This is a genomic window from Alteromonas algae (genome assembly GCF_049117195.1).
GTDB lineage: Bacteria > Pseudomonadota > Gammaproteobacteria > Enterobacterales > Alteromonadaceae > Alteromonas.
In genome coordinates this window covers 1,731,864-1,754,442 of record NZ_CP185260.1, presented here as the reverse complement: position 1 = coordinate 1,754,442, position 22,579 = coordinate 1,731,864, and the positions used below count along the sequence as shown (strand labels likewise).

Below are 22,579 nucleotides of genomic sequence, written 5' to 3'. Positions count from 1 at the left end.
CTGCGTTAGTCAACTGACAGCGTATTTATTGCCTCAGACAGCCCTGAGTGACGTTTATCATTTTGGTCTATCATTGTGCAAAATGTTGACGCGCTGGCGATTAACAAACACCCCTCTTTTGCTCTCGTTAACCCCGTATATACCAAGCCTCGGTGAAATAACCCTGCCGCTTTTTCACTTTCGGGCTTAGGTAGAAGTAATATCACATGGTTAAACTCAGATCCTTGAGATTTATGAATAGTCATCGCATAAACGGTCTCAAACTGTGGCACACGTGACAGCGAAATATACCGTAGCGCGCCGTCTTGTGTTTCAAACCACGCATACAGTTTGCCTGAATCGTCGGGCCATATTATGCCAACCTCACCATTTGACAAACGCTGAGGGTGATTATTTTTTATAATCATAATAGGTTGGCCTTGGTAGAAGCTACCCTCTCTTCGCAAGATTTTATGTTTGATAGCATCAAATACCAGTGCATTTAACCCTTCGACGCCCATACCGCCTTTTCGAACTGGGGTTAACCATCGAACACGATTAAGTTGGGCTAACGCCTGCTTTGCGTCTTTTGATTCAAAAATAGGTAAGAAGCTTTCTTTTGCTAACCGTTGCAGCGTTGCGGTATTCACCGATAATTCATCCCATAGATACACACCATCTTTTAACGCGCTGGCGTCACGAGTATGGCTCTGTAGGCTTGGTTTGCCACTATCTATCGCCTCTAGCGCCTGTTGCGCTTGGCCTTGCTGAATCGCTGTTGCAACTGCGGCAATCTGACCTTTGAAGCGTTGTGAAGCTTGCAACGTATGCACCCACGTTTTTGCTTTTTCATCCACCGGCAACAAAGGTAAATGCGGACAAAGCGTGGCAATATGTTGACGTAATAACGTAGGTACAGCACCGACTCTTTCCTCGCTACCCTCTTCTTTACTATCTGCCTTTGCAACCAACTGTTCCAGTACATTGCCTAGCTCTACTGCTGGAAGTTGGTCGGCATCGCCAATAAAATATAATGCAGCATGATCGGGTAAAGCACGCATAATACGTGTCATGAGGGCAAGGTCGACCATGCTAGCTTCATCGACAATAAGTACATCTAACGCAAGCGGGTTTAGGGCATTATGCCGTGTAGCGATGGTGTGCTCACGTAAGCCAAGCAAACGATGGAGCGTTACTGCCTGTGTCGGCACAAGGTTTAAAAGTGTGTCGTTTACCGACCCTTTAAGGCCTTCGATACTCGCCACAATAGACTCTGTCATTCGCTGTTGCGCTTTACCCGTTGGCGCTGCCAATACGATGTTTAAGCTGTCATCACTGGCTAAAAGCGCAAGTAATAAGCGCAGTACGGTGTAAGTTTTTCCCGTTCCCGGACCACCGTTTATAACACTGAAGCGTTGTACAAGGCTTTTTGCTACTGCTACTTGTTGCCAATCTTGGGATGCGCCTTCCGAAGTAGGAAACATAGCAGGCCATAACGCCTTAACATTTGATGATGCCGTGTCGCTTAACGGGGAAAATCGTGTACGTTTATGTATTTGCCGAGCGACTTCTTGTTCAAATTCAAAATAGCGACGACTGTACAATCTTCCGCTATGGTATACAAAGAGTGAGCTTATATCCTTCACCTCAAGCGCTTTCTTTATGGTACCAATCACCACGGTTAGCGAAGGAAAAGTATAGCCTTTTTTTACCACCACATGGCTTGCAGCAGTATTTTCATTACCGTCATTGGCTTTTTGTTCACCGCTACGTGTTTCATTCTCGCGGCTTATGTCATCAAAGAACGTTTTGCCAGCAATAGCATTCACCGGCAGACAGCTATGGCCGTTTCGCTGCATAAAAGAAAGTGTCACCAGTGCATGCAACCAAACACCGTTTTGCGCTTCATTTAACACAGACAGCGGCGTAAATTCAGCAGCAACAAATTTATCTATCGCTTCAATGCCCGCCAATTGCTCAAAACTGGCGCTGAAATTCATTTTACGTTCGCTCATTCGTGAGTGCCTTGTGTATCATCGAAAGAAAATTGCTGCTGGCTATCGCCTTGGTCTGCGTTGGTTACAACGCTGTTCTCACCGTTCTCAAAAACATTGTCTAGTTGACTGAGCGTGTTGGAAGATATAGAAGTAAAGAACACCCCCTCCCCTTGCTGATTTTGTGGATGCATACCCCGTAAATATAAATAATAGACTCCACCAAAATGCACATTTGGACAGTAATCGGGAATCGCATTTTTCAAATAACGATGCAGCGCTAAACAGTAGATAAGATACTGAAGGTCGTACATATGCTGCTGATTATTTTCAAATAACGCGGCGGGTTGATAACTTGCAATGTCATCACCTAACCACGTCGACTTATAATCGGCCACGTAGTACTTGCCATTGTGTTCGAATATTAAATCAATAAATCCGTGCATCATACCGGCTAAATGGGGTGTCATCAGGCTAGGAACGGTTAACGCAGGTGCTCCTAAACGGCTAGCAACACGCGCCCTATGCTCAGCTAATACACGGCTCAGTGACGCCCATTTACTATTATTCATTGGAAAGTAAAATTCGGCTTCTCGTAACGTTTGCGAAAGGGTTAGGTCACTAAGCGCTTTATCTGTGTGTGGGTATAACGGTGTATGCAGCACTTCGTCTAACCAGTCATAAAGGTATGGAACGTTCGCTTTATCTAATCCAAACCGCTTAACCAACTCGCTGCCGTTTTCTTCCCACGTAGGAGCGCTAAAGTCATTAAGTTCAAGTAAGTCATGCAGTAAATTTCCCGCACTTGCCCCTTTGGTAAGCGTAAATCGAAGTTTATCAGCCGCCTCTACCGGACTTTCACCGACTTTTGATTCACTTTCTTCAAACAAACCTATGTCTGCTAACGCTTTAGCGGTGACTATTTCTTCATCACGTACGGTTTGAAGTACCGGAATTGTCTGTATATTTTGCGTTGGGATGACAATGTTACCGTGTGCTGTTAGTCGGCTAATGGCAGAAAACGAAAATAACCGCCAGTCTTCTTTGTCGGTACCTGTAAATGCTAATGCAGATAATTCGGTAACATGGGTGTCTTGTGCGACCGTGGTATAGACTTCTTCAATATCGTTCGCACTGATATGACAAGTAAACGCATCTTGCTCGTTGTTTATTGCGCTCAATACGCTTAGCCAATCTTGTGGTTGCGTTTCGCCAGTATCCTCTGCTGGCTTACGCCCGACGCCTAACGCTCTGGCCAATGGACTTTTTTCGTTACCATCAAGCGGAATAATGCCCATATAGCAGCGGTGCGCCGCTCGGGTAACGGCCACATAAGCAAGGCGCATATCTTCTGCTTGGCCTTCCGCACGCACCCTTTCTATTGCGTGCTTTGTTTGGCCTAACTGCAGCTGTAATGCTTGTTTATTGTCATCATAATAGCTAAATATTTGCGCCATCGACTTACCGTTTTTCGCAGGGTCTTTATAGCCCGTTGCGTACGGAACGAATACGATGGGGTACTCAAGCCCTTTCGAGCCATGCTGGGTGATCAACCGAATCAGCTGACTGTCGCTCTCAAGGCGAAGTGTCATTTCTTCGTCAGTGTCGGGTTGGTGTATTTGTTTATGTAGCCAGTCTAATAGCTGCTCCGGACGCTGATGCGTCGTGCTCGCCTTTTCCAGCACCTCGGCCAAATGTTGATAATTGGTCAATGCGCGCTCGACATCGTTACCGTAAGGCTGATAACTGGTTTGCATTAAATGCAATAATACGCTCATGCAGCCTTTTTGTAGCCACATTTCACGCAACGATAATACGTTTTCATACGCACTATCCCATAATGCATCGTCCTCGTGATACAGCAAGTCTATTAATACATGTGGGCTATACCCCCATAACGGCGAAGCGAGACTTGACGCTAACTTACTGCTATCACTGGCATGCCAAATCCCATTTAATAGCCGCAAGACATCTTTTGCTTCAGGCGTAATAAACAAGTTGCTTCGGTCACTAAGATAAACACAAGCCAAGCCTTTCTGTTGAAGCACATATTTGATCACATTGGCTTCTGTTCTGTCTTTTACCAGAATGGCAATATCAGCCGGTTTAACAGCGAACGATTCGTTATCTGTACCATCACGGGCAACAAACGTAGCCTCATTTAATAAGCGATAAATCTCTTGCGCTATCCACTGTGCGATACCCCGTCGCATCGTGTTTATATCTTGTTTCTCTTCAAGGCCCATACTTATAAAATTCATCGCATTACGATGATGATGAGGGTCATGCAATGGCGCTTTTGCTGCTGCAGCATGTGAAGAAAATTCGACTGGATTGTATTGGATGTTAAACCCAAATACGTCGGTAGAACGCCCACTTGCAAGGGGAGCACCATAAAATAGTCGATTGTATGCCGCTACCATTCCTTCAACGGAACGCCAGTTAGTGTTCATAACCCAACGGTAATCAGCGTGCTGCCCGGCTTTTAAATACGTAAATATATCACCACCACGAAAGCGGTATATCGCCTGTTTAGGATCACCAATCATCAGCAATGCGTTACTTGTTTTTTGTGCATCCCCCTCTTTACCATCGCTTGATATCTGGCGATGGACGTCAGTGTTATCGCATGTAGCGTCGCTAAGTTTGGGATAAACCGCATCTAAAATTGCGTACTGTTTTGCATCAGTATCTTGAAATTCGTCAATAAGGGCGACAGGAAACTTTTTCCGTAGTTCAGGTACAAGCGTATTATTTGGTTTCACCACCTCATCGGCAAGCATGTGTATCAAGTCGTCGAAATCTATTACACCAAGCTGTTTTTTCTGTTTGGCGACACCCTTTTTAATAAAAGAGATGGCTTGGTTCACTAACGTAAACACGGGTATTTGCCCGAGTGCGTCTTGCTTTTCAACGACAGCGGTTTCCACCGCTTTTACAAAGTTTTTAATCGGGCTAAGTAGTTCTTTTACCCCAGACTTGTTGCGCGCGTAACGCCTGCCATCTAAAAACGCTGTTGCTGCCGGCGGCGCCGAAGTGTACTGCGCGGCGCCTAACCACTCTTTAAGTGCATCTAATTCAGCGGGTCGCGTTTGCTTATGGGCAGCCGTTTTCATGAGCTCTTTATCAATAAGGTCTGTATTTTCTTCAATACGTGATAAAAAATACTCAAACTGACTGTTTGCGGTGTCAGGGCTATTGTTCATTGCCTCGGTAAACGATGCCTCTATGGTATCTTTATCAAGCAAAAGTGGTGTTAATGGGCTTTTAATACTGCCAAGAAATGTGGTTAATAAACGCGCTGGAACATGCCAGCCTGACTGTGCTAATAGTAGAAAATCTTCGTCGTTCTGACTTACCTTTCTTATCCAATCTTCGGCAGCTTGAAGGTATAATTCGCTCGTATCTTTACTTAAGTTTAGCGACATCGCAAAGCCGCTATTAAATGCCAACTGCCCGATAACGTGCTGGCAAAAACCATGAATAGTAAACACTGAGGCTTCGTCGAGTTCTAGTTGTGCAGCCTTTAGTCTTGCCAAACTGTCATCTACATCACAGTGGGCAAGAAGGTGTGCATAGACGGGGTCGATATTTCGCGGTGCTTGTCCATCATTATTTTTCGTTTGCTGCCATATTGCTGACGCTTCGCGAAGCGTTTTTGCTATTCTTCCTTTAATTTCTTCAGTGGCGGCTTTGGTAAACGTCATGACCAAAATCTCTTTCACCGTGAGTCGCTTTTCCAGTAAGAATCGCAAATACAAGCGCGTTATGTTGAACGTTTTGCCTGTTCCAGCACTCGCTTCAATGAGGTGTCTGCCATGCAGTGGCATGTCTGGTACATTCAAGGGAGTAGCGCGGACGATGTTGCTTGTTGTCGATAATGTTGAACCATCGTCATTGCTACCGGAAATGCCAGTACGCTTTGGTGTGGTATCTTGACTCATAACGTTTCCTCATCGGCTGCGTTTATCACCATAGCAAACAAAATAAAGCCCTGTGTATAGGGTAAGTCAGTCCACGCAATGCCCTGCGGGAATAGCCACTTAATATAAGGGTTATTGGCTATGTCAGAAGTAAAGGGACCCGAGGATTGAAGCCAATTTTTAAGAAAACGTTCGGCATCGAAATCATCAAATAGCGAGGTGACATTATTAATGAGAGTGGTCGAATTCTCTGACACGTCATTACGCGCTCCCCCATTGTTAGTCACCGTTTCCGATTGCGCTAATAACGCCTCGACAACCTCACCAAAGCGTTCGGGTTTTATTTCTTTAACCAGTGTGGCGCTTTGAGAATTGCGTTTACCTGGCACGAGGTCGTTGAATGCGCTTCGGTACAGCGGTGTCGGTGTCGTGTAAATAGCGATATATAAACGTTCAATAAAGAGCAATATTTGTTGTGCAACCTCTCTCTCAAATGCCTTGAAACGGCGTTTAATCAAGGTGGTCTCACCTTTTTCCCAATCACAATAGAATACGTCTAATGGATAACCACTATATGACGTGCTCGTTTCGCTGCTACAAAAGACAAGTTGAGAGATAAAATAGTGCAGTGCTCGAGTGTCATTTATTTTACCTGCACATAGCAACATCAAACTGTCTGCGCCTTCAAAAGCACTGGCCGTGAATGTGATATGTTGCCCCGTAAAACTTGCGCTCTTAGCGTCTACGTCGTGAGGGCCCATTGCCTGTGTCAATGCCGCCGCTCCGTCTCTCCACATTTCGAGTTCTTCTTGCGCGACCGGGTTAGCTGGGATATCGCCGCGCATTGCTGCAAATGCAATCACTTGTTCACTGTAGTTGTCGTTAGCGTCGCTTTGCGTATTGCCATGGGGAGAGGCAAAAATTGCATCGAGTACTTGATAACGAACTAACGCATTAGTCTCAAAGGGTTCACTGTTTTCAAGCAAAGTGAACGATTGTTGCAGATTCACGCCTAAACGCTGAATTGAAAAATAGGCGAGCGGGTCTTTAAACGCCCTCGCAACTTGCATGCCCGACAACCGCTCATGCTGATCATCATCAAGCGACAGCAAGGACGATGCAGTCGCGTGACTCGCTGTACACAACCGGTCGGTATTATCATTATCAACGTTATCATTACCCTGCACGTGCGTTGTTTGCCTTAGTGCATCTGCAAGCCTTAGCCACCCAGTTTCATAACTTGGTAACACTCCTGTAAATGCACTTTCGCTAAACGGGTGCAACGGTGCATGCTTTACATAACGTGAAACGTTAACCATGTAGCCTTCTTGCAACATGTCAAGAAACTCAGCTAACACGAGACTAGGCTGACGCTCACTGTTGTTTTTAACGTCGTTACCTTGATAACTAAGGTACAGGCCATCTCGGCACGAGATAATCGCTTCTAAAAATAGATATCGGTCCTCTAGTCGTCTTGAGCGGTCGCCGATACGCCGCGCTGGGCCTGCCATTAAATCTAACCCGAGTGGTGTGGATTTACGTGGAAATTCACTGTCATTTAGGCCCAAGATACACACTTTTTTAAAGGGAATACTGCGCATAGGCAGCATAGAGCATACGGTTACCTGCCCGGTCATAAAGTGGTTGCCCGCATCGGGCGATGAAAAGCGATTAAGGAGTAAATCTCTTACCTGTCTTAGACTTAGCGTGTGTTCATAACCGGCCTCTTCGCAACGGGCAGCTAAATCAGCGGCTACTTTTGCAATCAGGTCCCAACTCTGTTCTTGCTCACTTATCGGCATAAAGCACGCATCGCGCAGTTCAATTAAGTCTCTTGCCCACATCTCTGGCGTGCGAGGTGTCGTTAAGTCATTCGCAAATTGCCCTAGTAAGTCGATTACCTGCACCAACTTTCCAAGCGTAAGTACACTTTGTCCTTCAACGTCCGGAATTGTTAGCACATCACTAACGACCACCTCTGTGTCGGGCGCCAGCATGCCCATGAGCATGCGGCGTATGCCCCACCACCAACTGTAGGTGTCTTGCTCGGTTACACCTTCCGACACTGCCGATTTATGCTCGCTGTTTAATCCCCAATGGATATGTGCCTGCTTAAGCCACACCGCCATCTGATCAATATCATCTTGTGAAACCGAAAAGCGTTTCTGTACGGCATCAAGCTGCAAATAATCCATGATATCTGACACGCCAAAGCGGCTATCAGGAAGCTGTAACAACGCCATGTATGCCGCAATCAGAGGCTCTGCATCCATAGGGCTTCTATCGGCAATAGAGCAAGGTAGGCGTGTTAGCCCGCTGCCATGAAGCGCCTTAGTGCCCACACGGTGAAAAACCGCATCAACAAAAGGGGCATAATTTTCAATTGCTGGGCACATCACTACAATGTCTGATGGCGTTCGGGTTTTATCTTTTGATAACCAATGCAATAAATGGTCGTGTAAAACCTGTACTTCCCGTAGCGCTGAATGCGCACACATTATCGTAATGCTATCGTCTTCATCTCTTACGTCGGCGTCTGCACGCGGCACTGCTGGCGCGGCATGCAATATATCATCATGAATACGCGCCAACAGTGAAGGGCTATCCTGTCCATTCACGGCCTCATTCATAGAGGGGGCATCGAAGGCACTTATTTCAAACGTATCTAAGTCAGTTAATAAATTAAATAACTCTCTTCCTTGCTTCCCTAAATTGCCTAACAGCGGGTTACTTTGCTCGTGCTCCATCCATTTTTCGAGCCCCTCCATTCGCAATTGCTTTGCCAATTCACTGTCGCTTTTAGCATCTCCCCAATAATTCACGCTGGGGTTTAGATGAAAAATATGAATATCGATGTGCTCTGCTAGCGCATCGAAAAATGCAATTAACTGAGGGGCCATCGTATTAATTGCAAATACGATAATTCGATTGGGTAAATTCGCTGGGATATGACCGTCTTGCAGCGCCTCGAGTGCCATATGATGTAGTCGAGCTGGATGAAGTGGTTGTGATGCTGCCAGTACACGCCATATTTCGCTTTGCCACACTTCCATATCATCGAAAACGACCCGCTCATTGCGCTCCCAAGCAAATAGCCAGTCAGGACGATATAGCAAGTATTGTTCGTAAACATCCGCCAGCGCCGTTGCGAGTTGCAGGCGCTGCACGCCTTGTTCCTGTTCCGTGCCCGCCCTTTCCCAATACTGTTTTACATGAATAAAAGCCTCTTTTTCCATTAACGCTTCATCTTGTAAAATATTATCGATGCGCCATGTAAGCACCTCTCGCCGATAAGGCGACTGTTTTGGTACGGTGTCACTGCCCAATACCGTGCGCGCCGTATTCCACATAAACCGCACCGGTAATGGAAAGTCGATGTTCATCGACACCCCTTGCTCATTTGCAAGTTGCATACTAACCCAATGTTGCATTCCTGGGCTTTCAACCAAAATAGTTTCGGGTGTAAACACTGCCGTAGGCTGCTGTTTAACCAAGGTCGTTAACAGAAAACTGAGATGTTCTAACTTGTTCGAGGGATAAAGCGCTAGCAATCGTAAAGTCCTTTATATAGCGAGCAGAATGAGGTTACTCGTAAGATGCAACCGTCTCTCGTTTGTAGGGATTTAGTGTATCGCAATATGACGCAGTGTTAAGTCGTATTTGTAATAAAATGGCGATGAACCCATGTTCGAATGCGCTGGGTAGAAAATGAAATCGCTGGGATGATGGGAAAAAAACCCATACAGACATCAGGACACGAAAAATCTGTATGGGTAAGGTTTACGAGCCACACCGTAACAATATAAAAAGCGTTGCCTGACGGTTTTTATATTCGCGTTACGGCATCACACAGTTAACGTTGTATATACAGCATATTAAATGCCAGATTTTATCGCAGTAGACCCCTATTAATTCCTTTTAAAATCAACACCTTAAAAATATTTATATTTTTATAAACAAATATTTAGTTTGATAATGGTGCATCTGCACCATCACGCTGCAACAGAAAAAGAAATGAAAGGTTCACTGCACACCGTCAGTAACGTACAATTTTACACTAACAATTACATTTACCATTGTCGTGCTTTTGAAAGGTTTACTATGCTCACACAACAACAACTCGCTACCATGCTCTCTCTCCAAGATAAAATGAATACCAAAGTCAATCCTGCGTGGTTAACTGCCGGGTATGGATACCTGCGCGCCGCGATGGTCGAGTCAGTTGAAGCCATTGAGCATCACGGTTGGAAATGGTGGAAAGCGCAAGAAAAAGACCTTCCTCAACTTCAGATGGAACTGGTCGACATTTGGCATTTTGCGCTCTCTGCTTGCATTATCGATTTTAAAGGTGACATCACGGCAACCGCGTCAAAAATTGCCGCCGAGTTGGCTAGTGGAGAACAATCTGTGACCTTCGACAGCGTCACCTATGCATTCGCTCATCAATCTTTGTTGGATAACCTTGAATTGATGACAGGGCTTTGCGCAGCAAAACGTTTCAGCGTGCCATTATTTATGAAAATTGTAGAGCAGTGTGAAATGTCGGCGGATGAACTTTACCGTCAGTATGTCGGCAAAAACGTACTCAACTTCTTTCGACAAGATAATGGCTATAAAACGGGAACATACATAAAAGTATGGAACGGCAAGGAAGACAATGAGCACCTTGTAGAGGTAATGGATGCCTTAGATTTAAACGACGTGAGCTTTAGTGACTATGTGTATGAAGGGCTAAACACACGCTACCCGTCAGCATAAGAAATACTGTCGAAGCAGCTAAAAAAAAACCAGACATATGTCTGGTTTTTTTATTCATTATGCAAAGTAATTAGGCATCAACCCACACTACTTTATCGTTATAGTTACCCTGAATAACGTCGATAAATCGTTCTTCCAAAATATGACGCTTCACTTTAAGTGTGGGTGTGAGCAAGTCATTCTCGATGCTCCACTCATTCTTCATGACGACAACGCGATCCATGACTTGGTGACTTTCTAAGTTTGCGTTAATCGCTTCAAAGGTACGCTTTAAGCTAGCTTCAACCGCTGCTTTATCTTTTTTCTGCGCATCTTCACTTAGCACCAACAGGGCAACAGGCTGAGGTAAGTTGTTACCCGTCACACACACCTGTTCAACAATAGGGTTTTCCATGAACTTCGCTTCGATGGGCGCTGGCGCGACATATTTCCCTTTAGCTGTCTTGAAAATATCTTTGAGGCGACCGGTAATCTTAACGTATCCGTCACCGTCAATTACTCCCTTATCGCCGGTTTTAAGATAGCCATCTTCGGTAAATACTTCAGCCGTTTTTTCAGGCTCTAGGTAGTATTCAAGCATATTACATGGTGCACTCACTTGAATTTCGCCTTCTTCTGAAATACGAATATCTACACCATCATAGGGTTTACCAATACACCCGATTTTGTCATGGCGAAAAGGAACACTACCTGTACCGTAGGCGCTGTTCTCTGTCATACCCCAACCTTCTGAAATATTGACACCCACTTTAGCGAACCACTCTATGACAGCTGGAGCCAACGGTGCTGAACCGCTTGCCCATAATCTGGCATTATTGATACCCAGACCATTACGAATCTTCTTAGCAACAAGCTTATTGATAATGGGGATTTTTAGTAGCGTATCCAGTTTTTTCTGTGGCATTTTTGCCAACACACCCATTTGGAACTTAGTCCATAAACGTGGTACTGAAATGAATAATGTAGGCTGGCAATTCACTACATCACGCTGGAAAGAATTTAACGCCTCAACGAAATGAATCTTACAGCCGCTGTAATAGCTCGCAAGTTCAACTAATACACGCTCAGTAATATGAGCCAGTGGTAGATAACTCAGAATACGGTCGTTAGTGTCTACTCCAAGTTGATCTAGCGAGCGTTGTCCCGCCCAACAGATTGATTGGTAACTGTGCACTACGCCTTTAGGCTGACCCGTGCTGCCTGAGGTATAAATGATCGTCATGATCTTGTCCATATCATGCACGGGTGACCCTTCAATGGGGTCGCAGTCAATGAAGGTATCCCATTGCTGTGTTGTTTTAATACCTGGGTACGGGAAAGCTACGGTTTCGTAGTCGGCGGGAATTGAGGCTACTTGCTCTTCGGTGTTATCCAACTTCCCAACGAACAAAAGCTGGACGTCAGCGTGCTGCAATACATATTGAACTGTATCTGCACCTGCGGTGGAGAAAATAGGCACAGAAATATGCCCTGCCATCATAATGCCAAGGTCGGTAATAAACCATTCTGCACAATTTTTTGAGAAGATACCGATACGACTGCCGTCGGGCAAGTTGCGCTCTTCAAGGCGCTTTGCCACTCGTCTCGCAAGATTAGCGACTTGCTTCCAGGTATAGTCGTGAAACTCACCCTTTATCGGCTGCGTTAGAAAAACGTCGTCACCACGGCTTTGCTCCCAATGGTACAACATACTTAAAGGCGATTTTATTACTTCGGTGCTGTTTGCGTTTGCTGTCATGTCTAGCGGCATAGGTCACTCATATGTTGTTATAATGTAGCTTATTTTTACAATGTTTTCACAGTGACATAATAAGCATCATTTTCAACACAATGACAAGCTTTTTAAACAGACGTTTAGTTTAGATGCGATGAATGGCGCAGCCTGCGGGGTTAAATTTATAATTTTTATAGATTAAAGTCATCATTCATTATGGTTTAAAGAACGTACGATTACTTCATAAAACTATGATTGCTTACCATTTTTTTAGCAATAAAGGTAATATATTTTCGCTCGCAACAGGTCGCGAATAAAAATATCCTTGATGATACTCACACCCTCGACTTAACAAGCTAATGGCCTGTTCTTGCGTTTCTACCCCTTCAGCAACACTTTGCATGTTCAAGCTTGTCGCGAGTGTAATTGTGGTACTCACCAAGGCTTCATTCGCATTCCCAGGGGCCATATCATGTACAAAACTTTTATCAATTTTTAGCACAGAAAGCGGGTATCGCTTTAAATAACTCATTGACGAATAACCGGTACCAAAGTCGTCCAACGCAAGAATAAACCCTGCGTCTACAAACCGGTTTATTTGTCTTAGCGCGTTATCACTATCATCCATCAGCACGCCTTCTGTTATCTCAAACCGAAAAGCCTCTTTGGGTAAGCTAAATTCATTTAAAAGCGCTAGCACGCCATCAAGGTCGAACTCGGTTTTAAAGTGTAATGCCGATAGATTGATAGATACAAACCCTGTGAAGCCGTGTTCATACCATGATGATAAATCTTCCGCTGCGCGTCGCATCGCCAAGCGAGTGACATCGATAATATGGCGCAGCTGTTCGAGAATTGGAATAAACGCATCAGGGTAAAGCGCCTTGCCGTCTAACTCTCCCCGTAGCAGCAGTTCCACACCTACGGTGTTCCCCGTTGATGCATTCACTATGGGTTGATAATGGTTAAAAAAGCATGATTCTAAATAAGCGCGTTTAACCACATTCTCTATATTAAGTTGCTGTCGCGCGCGTTCGTTCATATCTTGCGTGAAAAACGCAAAGCCATTGAGCGTATCTTTCTTCGCTGTGTACATCGCCACGTCAGCTTGTTTAATCAATTCGGCAGGTTCAGCGGCGTCATCGGGATAATAAGCAACACCGATGCTGCAAGACACCCTTAATACTTCATCAGCCAGCGCTATAGGTGTTTCTACTGATTCAATAAGGCGCCCCACAAATGAGGTAAGCGACTCTGTATTGTCTACATCTTCAATAACAATAACGAATTCATCGCCCCCTAAACGTGCGACGGTGCCCGCGTCTGCGACGAGGTTTCTCATACGGTTGGCGACAACGCGAAGGAGTTTGTCTCCATAATCATGACCTAACGAGTCATTAATCCCTTTAAAACGATCTAAATCGATAAACATAACGGCAACTTTATTATCATGCTGTCTAGCATGCCCAATCGCATGCTCTAGCCTATCAAGTAGCAAGCTTCGATTAACCAAGCCTGTGAGGCTATCGTAGTTGGCTATTTTTAATAATTTCTTTTCAGCATTTTTCTGCTCTGTAATATCAGAAATAACAATGAGATAATGTTCTATTCCGCCTGTTCCATCGCTAGCTGCCGTTACATCAATTAACACATCGTAATGGTTTCCGTCACGTCCTTCGACTACCGCCTCATCTTTCCAAAATTCGCCAGGCTTTAATTCTTTTAACTTGCCCGACAGTTGGCGATTTAAAAAGGGGTAGCGCATGTAGAGACGACTCAACTGCTTGGATAGACGTTCTTTTTGATTAAAGCCGAATACTTTTTCAAAAGCAGGATTAGCGGCAACAGGCTCTTGCTTGCTATCAAATATAATGACCCAATCTCTTGTTTGTTTAAATGCATCACTAAACAAGGCAACGTCGCGCTGAGCAGTTTGCAGGCGAAGCAACTGACGCTGTCTAGAAAAGAAAAATGCAAGTAGCGCAGAAGCTAAAAGCAAGAAATATATTCCATAAGCCAATGGCGAGCGCCATGGTGCATATGGCATGTCGACGGTAAGTGTCGCTGGTAATATTGCATTTTCAAAACTGCCAGGCGTCGGCCCCACTGAAAATTGGTACATGCCGGGGCTTAAACTAGCAATGGTTAGTTTGTTATCCGTCGTAACGCCCTCGCTGACAATATCGCTATCGCGCGTGAGTTTGTAATGGTATTTGACATTACCGACGCTGTTCATCGCAAGCGCAGAAAAATACACGGTTAAGCCGTAATCATCATGATTTAAGTTAACGGTTTTACCATTTAAATTCGTTAATGGCTGTGGCAATAATCGACTATCTACAGACACCTCGGTAATGGCTGTCTGATTAACATCTGACGCATCTGACCTCACTGATTCTGCCAAGGTGGCAGGGTCGAAGATAACAACACCGGTTGTAGAGCCATAAACGAGCTTCCCATCATTCAATTTTAACGCGGCATCTTGATTAAACTCTGAGACAGATAATTCACGCCCATAAATATAGTTTTTTACTTGCCCCGATAGCGGCGAATAACGATGAAGACCATTGTGAGAGCTAAACCAGATGTCCCCATTCCCATCTTTTTTAAGCCCATAAACAATATTGCTCATAAGCAAGTTAGACTCATTTAGGTTATACAGCGGTTCAAAGGTATCGGCGTCTACACCAATTAAACCAAAACCGCTATACGCTAGCCACAGCACGCCAAGGTCATCAATAACCCAAGAACTGATAGAGCGATCCATACTGCGTTGAGACTCTGAAAATCGATAGACCAATTCGTGTTCAAATGTATTAACATCGACTAACCACAAGCCTCCCCCCATGGCTAAAAACATCCGATTATTGTGGTAGCTTGACTGCCCCAAAAAGCCAATCGAAAAGCCAACATCGAACACTTCTTCATCCAGTGCTAACGTCTCTATCTTATTTGTCGCGTGGCGATAGCGATAGAACGCATTACCGATGAAGTACAAGTCGCCTTCTCTAGAGTCTGCGATGCTAGAGCTCCATACATCGAAAATATCTTTTTGCGTGGCATCTGCTAAAGGGGGAATTGATAACGTTTCATTTTCAGGGTCAAATAGTCTGATCCCCATATAGGTCTGAACATAAAGCTTACCGCCACCTGCTGGAACAATACGCTGAATAAGCGCTTCGCCTTCCATTATATTACTGCTGTCTTTGGTAAGATATTGGTCAGTTTTATCTGTTTTAAAATTGTATCGATTCAGTCCATTCTCAGTACCTATCCATAACGTATCCTGATCAGTTTGCGCAAGCGACCACACCACCCCATCGCTCAACGCGCGCTCTTCGTTATAGCGACTATTCTGAATGGAAAAAATATCCGCACTTTTTACGCCAAAATATAGCGCCCCGCCATAAACAGAGCTTAGCCACAAATTGCCGGCGTTATCGACCTGAAGCGCCTTTATTCTTTTATCGGATAATTCGGTTCGACCATTGTGAGGTTCTAATATGTGCTCAAAAGTCCACGCCTCATCTTTCTTCTGCAGTAGCGCGAGACCACGGTTAGTGCCAAGCCAAAAACTGTCTTCACCCGCGTCTCTCATCGTCCATATATTCCGACCAGAAATGACGTTTTCAAAAGACGATTGGGCAGTACCACTGATTTGTGCTAGAAACTGATTTTTTGATGCTTTAAAAATGCCGTTTACCGTCGCAATCCATAGACGGTCTTTGTTGTCTAACGTAAGAAATTTAGCATTGATATTGTCAATGTTTTTAGGCGTTCCCGCGAGATAATCGAGACGCTTTAACTCACGCTGTTGTAGTTTAGTGTCTACGGTAAACACACCGTCTGTCGTGGCTACAACTAAAATATTATCGACCATCATCGCGTAGCGAATCAAATGTGTTTGTTCGATCAGCGCTTCACTTAATGCGGCTAATTCTGTCGTTTTCTTCGTTTCGGTGTCATACATTAAGACAGCTTCAGGAAGCGCGATGACTAATTCATGTTCACTGTGCCAATAAAAACTCTCGGCGTTTTGAGACCAATCGCTGTAATTTGAGAAAGGAATATCAATTACATGGTCGACGTGCTGTGTTGCCAGATCCAAGCGATATATGCCATTTGAGTACGTACTTATCCAAACAGCGTCATTACCTTCTAGCGTAATTTTGTAAATCGCGGTATCAAAAAAGATATTATCAGGACCGCTAATTTGTTTCGCTCTTACGCCATCCCATCGCGCGAGCCCCCCTTCTGTCGCAATCCAAATAAAGCCATCATTGGCAATACAAATATCGTTCACGATATCTTGCGGTAATCCATTCTTTGTTGAAAGCGATTGAAAAACAGGATTGGTCAGGCGAGGAGAAGCATTGCTTGCGAAGCAAACCACAAAAAGCATCCAAAACAGGATGAGGTGAAGGCGCATAACAGCTCTACAAATCTATTATTATTGGTAAAGTGTATCAGATCATGTCATAAAAATGCAGTGATAAACTGCTCCGAGGAGGCAATACTTAATAACGGAAATTATCAGTCTTGAAGAACAGGAATTCTACCGGTATCAACAACTTGCCGTCTTAAGCTAGGTTGTGGAGCCAAACGGTACAAATCGCCATTTACCCCTTCATACGTTACCTTTACCCCACATGCTTTTGCCACGTTTGCATGGGCAGCGATATGTTTGGGTTCACCATGAACCGGGATGGCAATTTTTGGCTTAACCCAGTGATACATCAATTTGAGTTCTTCTTCACACGGATGACCACTAGCATGAATGGGTAAATCATGTGTTTCGCTCATAATCACGTTAATTTTGCGCGCCGATAACTTAGCATTTACGCGCGCTATACTATCTTCATTTCCTGGAATAACCATAGCCGAGTAGACAACCGTATCGCCTTTATCTAGCTGTAGTAGTGGGTGTGTATCGTCGGCCAGCCTAGCCAGCGCCGTATTGCGCTCTCCTTGACTGCCCGTTGCCACCGCGAGCACTTCGTTAGACGGTAAATACCCCATATGATGTGCATCAACCACGGCAAGATCATTCGGCCATATGCCTTGTTGCTTTGCTACCCCGTACATGTTTAATAAGGAGCGTCCGTACAGCGCCATATAACGCCCTAGTTTTTGCGCAATGCGCGCTAAAGAAATAAGGCGTGCAACATTGCTGCCAAAGCATGTCACCACTACTTTGCCTTTCTGTGAGCGAATTGTACTCAATAGCCCGTCGTAACAATTTCGTTCAGAAATAGAGAAACCAGGCTTTGTCGCGTTGGTCGAATCACCCACTAACGCAAGAATGCTTTCTTCAGCTAGCGCTTTGAACCGGTTTACGTCGAAAGGTTTTCCGGTAATGGGGTTGGCATCTATCTTCCAGTCCGCGGTGTGCAGCACGCTTCCTGCCGGCGTGCTAATCTTGAGTGCGAAAGGCTCTGGTAGTGAATGGGTAACCGATAACCACGATACCGTAAAAGGGCCAAACTGATGAGTAGTATCTGATTCAATCTCAACAATCGGTACTTTGTTTGCTAGCTTAGTTTGCGCCAACTTTCTACGAAGAATTTCAGCAGTGAAAGGCGTAGTATAAATGGGGCATTGAAAACGCTGCCAAAGATAGGGAATTGCCCCAACATGATCTTCATGTGCGTGGGTAATGATTATGGCACTTAATGCGTCTTTTCGCTGAGCAATGAATGTCGGGTCAGCCGCCACGACTCGATGTTTTTGTTCAGCGTGTGAATGTTCTGACGACGTTTTATAGGGCGCCTTTAGCGGCTCATCAAATGAAACCCCACAATCGACCATAAGCCATTTACCATCGTGACCATAGAGGTTTAGATTCATGCCGATTTCGCCGGTCCCTCCCAATGGAAGAAACCACAGATCATCATTACTCGGCTCACCCAAGGTATTACTCCTAACGAAGATTATTTGAAACGAAGAACGAAATGAACACTATCGATAATAAGTGTGTGATTGCGCTTTGTTCTTGCGTACCTGTGATATAAAAAATACGCCCACTTGGGCGTATTTAGGACAGAAAAAAGCACGATTCATTAACATTACTAACGTACTTAACGGTGTTAAAGATCACCCAATTTGCTGTGCAAAATCGCCTGGTTCAATGACTTCACCTTCTTCACCCGGAACAGGGCAAACCATTACCATTAAATCATCTTGTGACATCCCAGGAGCCCATTTGCTAAGAAAGTCATCTACCGATAACCGCATTGCTTCACATTGTGACCACTCATCGGTTGCCCACAACAGCGCAAGTTCTGCTTCGGGCCATACTGGGATCCCATCTTCTTCATCGGTGGTCAACATCACGCAGCCGTGCTCGTCTTTTAAAATAAATAACTCGCTATTTTCTTTAATTTTACGTAGTGATACTTCTAACCTATCAAAGGCATTTTTTTCTAGTAAAGGGTTTGTTGACATAATGTCTCTCAATTATTGATGGGATGGATACTTGAAACACTTTCTATTATAGCGCTTAAGCCTACTCTTCTCACCTGCTTCATGCTGTGCAAATACACTTTCATCGTGACACCCTCAAGTTGTTCCACTTTTTGCCAATGACTTGTATCCGTCGCCGACTGTTCAATGAACGTTGGCAGTAACGCTACCCCTCCATCCTTGTTGAGATTATCAACTGCTAACGCAAGACTATTGGTACTTAACTTCGCATCGCGTAACTGCGGATAGTGCGTAAGTAGCCATTCGCGCGCTTTAGCACCCCAATCAATAGCCACAAACTCGCTTGGTATCACCTCTGCACTGGCATCTCCCACTAAATATAGCGCGAGGGGGCTTTCTATTAAGACCGCACTAACAACATCCTCAGACTTAAGCGGCTCTGTAGAAAATGCAATGTCTAGCACCCGCTCATGTAGCTGACGAGACAGCCCGTCAAGTGATAAGGCTTCTGCTTTTACAGACCAATCCGGAAAAGTACTGTGTAATTTGCTTAACACGTCGGGCAGAACCAATTCGCTCGCAAGCTGTGTTGCACCACATACTACATACTCAGATGACTGAATTTGCAGTTCTTGTTTGGCATCATTTAGGGTGTCACAAAGTTGTTTGGCATATGGAAGTAATTTCTCGCCAGACTGGGTAAGTTGAATGCTATTTCGCTGTCGAATGAATAAGGTGGTATGAAAGTATTCTTCTAATAGCTTTATACGCGCACTAACGGCAGATTGCGTTAAATAAAGGTTTTCTGCCGCTTTACCAAAGTGGCGTGTTTTTGCCACTTCAATAAAGGTTGTGAGAAAGCGGGTATCCATACGTTTTACTGAGCCTGAATCAAGGTGTAAGTTTGTATAGATGATACGGGAAAAAAACGCACAAACACAACAACGCCGTTATATTATTAACAGCGTTGACTTCAAATGACATGATAAAAAGAAATAGCGTGGCTTAATGCGCTTCTTGATATAAACGTTTTTGCTTTTCTTTTCTTTGAATGTCTCTTTTCAATTTGGCCTTAAAGCTTTGATTGCGTGTTTTATCTTTTTGACTGTGGTGCATTGCTCCACCGTCTTCAAAAGACCAATCGTCGTGCTGATGGCGGTAATCTTTACTCATTGCTTTGTTACTTTATTAAGGTGATGTTAGACACACTTCAGTATTGACACTATCGTTCAAAAATAACAACGAATAATTATCATCGTAGCGATAGAAAATTTTTCCCGTTGCTAAAGGTGCAAGTAGCAGTCTATTTTTGTAATGATTAACGCACTGCAGCGCACTTTACGTGCGCTGGCTGGATACCACTTTGCTTTATAAAATTTTTTATTGATAAGAAAAAAATATTTTGTTTCACCGATGCCGATATTTAGCTTAAAAGTGCGGGCAGTACAAACGCTAAACAAAGTGAAAATATGAAAATGGAAGCCATTAGACCCTCTTCAAAGCCCTTTATAGACCGACAAAAATTTCCTTATGGTTTTAAAAAGTCCGGAGATTTTAGTATTAGCGAGGCCAATATCCTTTCGCAATACGGATATACCCTGTTAGCGCTTGAAACCGGCGAGCTGTTACCTGAAAACGCCGACGAACATGCTTTTGTCGCGTTTATTAACGGTGAACAAGAATGTATGTCCCCCATTGCGCGTGCATGGGCAAAATATGTACGCTTAGCAAGAGGTAAAAAGCATTTTTACACGCTCCATAGCAGTGCAAGTAATCAAGCGGATTATGACGATGACTACTCAGACGATGCGTTTGACGTAGCGTAATTACTGCACCATTGTATTTGCTCGTCAACTTTCAAAATAATAGAGATACACTACACTTAGGTAAGAATATACATTGCGACAACTGGTGCTAGCGAGCCTATCTCTATAACAAAAGCGAAAGGAGGCCTTAAGATGACTATTTCATTCAAGCAAATGCGTCATTTCTCTATTCAAGCCACGGACACATCAGTCGGCGGCATTAAAGATATGTTGTTTGACGATGAAAACTTCATAATTCGTTATATCGTCGCCGATACCAACACGTGGTTACCGCTTAGTCGAAAAGTGGTGATATCGCCGGTGTCTATTACCCACATCGATTCAAAAGAACATAGAATAGCCGTAGATATGACATCCCAGATGTTAAAAGACAGCCCTTCGATTGATGAACACAAACCTGTATCCCGAGAATACGAGGAAGCGCTGTTTAAGTATTATGGTTATGGATATTACTGGGTTGGACCCGGCGCCTGGGGTGACTTTGCACATCCAGGCGAGCTTGTTGACCCACCTCGTTATAATAGCGCTGAATTGGGGCAAGACTCACACCCGGTTAACCACCTAAGGGCGTGTGGCGAAGTAAATGGATATGAGGTCGCAACGACCAACGGCAATGTGGGGCACATTTGCGATTTTGTATTCGATTTAAAGACTTGGACACTTACGTTAGTTATCTTAGACACTCACAATTGGCTACCTGGCGGTAAAAAAGTGGCTATTCTGCCTTCGCATATTACTAAAATAGACTGGGCTGCACACAGTGTGGACATAATATTGTCAGAAGATGGTCTGTTGAATCAACCAGAAGTAGATTTAGAAAAGCTTGATGATACTGAGTATGTTGCCAACATTGTAGCGAGCGCCTGAACAGTGTGTCTTTCTCGTTGAGGCCTTGTCATCGCAAGCATGCCAGTAAATGATTATAGGGTAACGTAAAGGCAACACGATACGTCCAGCCAAATTTCGGCCTGACTACTGTGTTGCGATCATCTAGACGTATTCAGTGAGTGTTAAACATCAGCGCTATTAATTGAAGGCACCATTTTACTGACAGCGTATTCTAGTTTTTAGGTTTACAGAAAAAGTCATAGAGCAAAGCTATGGTACGTTGTACGCGTTCATCTGCTAGGCTGTAATAGATGGTTTGTCCATCACGACGTGTTGCCACTAAGCCTGACTCTCGCAACAACGCCAAATGTTGAGAGATAACAGGTTGAGAAACCTCAACAATCTCAAGCAGCTGACTAACACTTTTTTCTTGTTCGAGTAGTGAGCACATCACCATAAGCCGCGTTTTATTGGCTAACTGTTTAAGAAACTGTTCGGCTTCTGTTGCATGGCTAAGCATGTCTTCATTTAGTAACTCAGAAGATAATTCCATAAAAGCTTGTTGTTCCGCTTAATATTAATAATTAACGATAAAGTAGCGCCATCATATACGAAAGTCTAATGTCTCGCTAATTTACCCTACCTAATTTGTGTCTATTTGACATAATAGAACATTTATAATTATATATGAAATATCTAATGTTTTTTTAAAGGACTCAACATGCTCATAGATATACCAACAAGAATATCGAATATTGCTTACGACATTCGCTGCATACCCGCTCTTCAAGCAAATAATGAGATGTGCGAAAACAATGGCATACTCATCGACGTAAGAGAGCCGGGCGAAGTGCAAGCCAATCCTGTGCCAAAGGCCACAAACTTTCCACGGGGCGTATTGGAGATGAAGATGTTGGAAAGTATAAAGGATGCATCGAAGCCCATTTATATTCACTGTGCATCGGGCGTGCGCGCCAAGCTTTCAGCAGAACAACTTCTTACGATGGGATATGAAAATGTAACTGTGATTACCTGTTCGGTACCTGACATAAACAAAGCAGTAAATGATTAACCACCCTGTGCGCAATTCGCGATTATTTATATAAACGCCAATGGGTTAACTTTGTCCAATCA

General features: G+C 44.2%; 14 protein-coding genes. 4 read left to right on the top strand and 10 right to left on the bottom strand.

Annotation, left to right across the window (positions count from 1 at the left end; genetic code table 11):
* Window positions 1–5: 5 nt before the first annotated feature.
* Genes recD through recC form a run of 3 tightly spaced genes read right to left on the bottom strand, consistent with a single transcriptional unit; the run spans window position 6 to window position 9,447 of the window.
* Entirely contained in the window at window positions 6–1,994 is a 1,989-nt protein-coding gene (recD, locus tag ACOJRU_RS07925; RefSeq protein WP_421134473.1) for an exodeoxyribonuclease V subunit alpha, read from the bottom strand.
* Entirely contained in the window at window positions 1,991–5,917 is a 3,927-nt protein-coding gene (gene recB, locus ACOJRU_RS07920) for an exodeoxyribonuclease V subunit beta (protein WP_421134472.1), read from the bottom strand. The genes recD and recB overlap by 4 nt, the downstream gene beginning before the upstream one ends.
* Window positions 5,914–9,447 carry an exodeoxyribonuclease V subunit gamma gene (gene recC, locus ACOJRU_RS07915; protein WP_421134471.1) on the bottom strand — a complete coding sequence of 1,178 codons (3,534 nt, stop codon included), beginning with the start codon at window positions 9,445–9,447 and terminating at the stop codon, window positions 5,914–5,916. Before recC ends, recB begins: the two co-directional genes overlap by 4 nt.
* Window positions 9,448–9,997: 550 nt before the next feature.
* Between recC and ACOJRU_RS07910 the strand changes: the two genes are divergently transcribed.
* On the top strand, window positions 9,998–10,654 hold the full coding sequence (locus ACOJRU_RS07910; protein ID WP_421134470.1) for a dUTP diphosphatase: 657 nt from the start codon (window positions 9,998–10,000) through the stop codon (window positions 10,652–10,654).
* A gap of 70 nt (window positions 10,655–10,724) precedes the next feature.
* On the opposite strand, the gene ACOJRU_RS07905 is transcribed toward ACOJRU_RS07910, so the two are convergent.
* The 6 genes from ACOJRU_RS07905 to ACOJRU_RS07880 all read right to left on the bottom strand — a co-directional run bounded on the left by ACOJRU_RS07905 (window position 10,725) and on the right by ACOJRU_RS07880 (window position 19,964).
* Complete coding sequence (locus ACOJRU_RS07905; protein WP_421134469.1) at window positions 10,725–12,404, bottom strand: AMP-binding protein; 1,680 nt, start codon at window positions 12,402–12,404, stop codon at window positions 10,725–10,727.
* A 223-nt stretch (window positions 12,405–12,627) separates the two neighbouring features.
* Complete coding sequence (locus ACOJRU_RS07900) at window positions 12,628–16,797, bottom strand: EAL domain-containing protein (protein WP_421134468.1); 4,170 nt, start codon at window positions 16,795–16,797, stop codon at window positions 12,628–12,630.
* Window positions 16,798–16,901: 104 nt separating this feature from the next.
* Window positions 16,902–18,278, bottom strand: a complete 1,377-nt coding sequence (locus tag ACOJRU_RS07895) for a ribonuclease J (protein ID WP_421134467.1) — start codon at window positions 18,276–18,278, stop codon at window positions 16,902–16,904.
* Between the two features lie 183 nt (window positions 18,279–18,461).
* Window positions 18,462–18,812 carry a DUF2750 domain-containing protein gene (locus ACOJRU_RS07890; RefSeq protein WP_421134466.1) on the bottom strand — a complete coding sequence of 117 codons (351 nt, stop codon included), beginning with the start codon at window positions 18,810–18,812 and terminating at the stop codon, window positions 18,462–18,464.
* 8 nt (window positions 18,813–18,820) lie between these two features.
* Window positions 18,821–19,663: a LysR family transcriptional regulator gene (locus ACOJRU_RS07885; RefSeq protein WP_421134465.1), complete on the bottom strand. Its 843-nt coding sequence runs from the start codon at window positions 19,661–19,663 to the stop codon at window positions 18,821–18,823.
* A gap of 133 nt (window positions 19,664–19,796) precedes the next feature.
* Window positions 19,797–19,964 carry a hypothetical protein gene (locus tag ACOJRU_RS07880; RefSeq protein ID WP_421134464.1) on the bottom strand — a complete coding sequence of 56 codons (168 nt, stop codon included), beginning with the start codon at window positions 19,962–19,964 and terminating at the stop codon, window positions 19,797–19,799.
* 296 nt (window positions 19,965–20,260) lie between these two features.
* Here ACOJRU_RS07880 and maoP point away from each other — a divergent pair, with 296 nt between their 5' ends.
* Both maoP and ACOJRU_RS07870 read left to right on the top strand, forming a co-directional pair.
* Window positions 20,261–20,617, top strand: a complete 357-nt coding sequence (gene maoP, locus ACOJRU_RS07875; RefSeq protein WP_421134463.1) for a DUF413 domain-containing protein — start codon at window positions 20,261–20,263, stop codon at window positions 20,615–20,617.
* A 132-nt stretch (window positions 20,618–20,749) separates the two neighbouring features.
* Complete coding sequence (locus tag ACOJRU_RS07870) at window positions 20,750–21,484, top strand: PRC-barrel domain-containing protein (protein WP_421134462.1); 735 nt, start codon at window positions 20,750–20,752, stop codon at window positions 21,482–21,484.
* A gap of 193 nt (window positions 21,485–21,677) precedes the next feature.
* On the opposite strand, the gene ACOJRU_RS07865 is transcribed toward ACOJRU_RS07870, so the two are convergent.
* On the bottom strand, window positions 21,678–21,998 hold the full coding sequence (locus ACOJRU_RS07865) for an ArsR/SmtB family transcription factor (RefSeq protein WP_421134461.1): 321 nt from the start codon (window positions 21,996–21,998) through the stop codon (window positions 21,678–21,680).
* Window positions 21,999–22,166: 168 nt separating this feature from the next.
* Here ACOJRU_RS07865 and ACOJRU_RS07860 point away from each other — a divergent pair, with 168 nt between their 5' ends.
* Entirely contained in the window at window positions 22,167–22,517 is a 351-nt protein-coding gene (locus ACOJRU_RS07860; protein WP_421134460.1) for a rhodanese-like domain-containing protein, read from the top strand.
* Window positions 22,518–22,579: the final 62 nt, after the last annotated feature.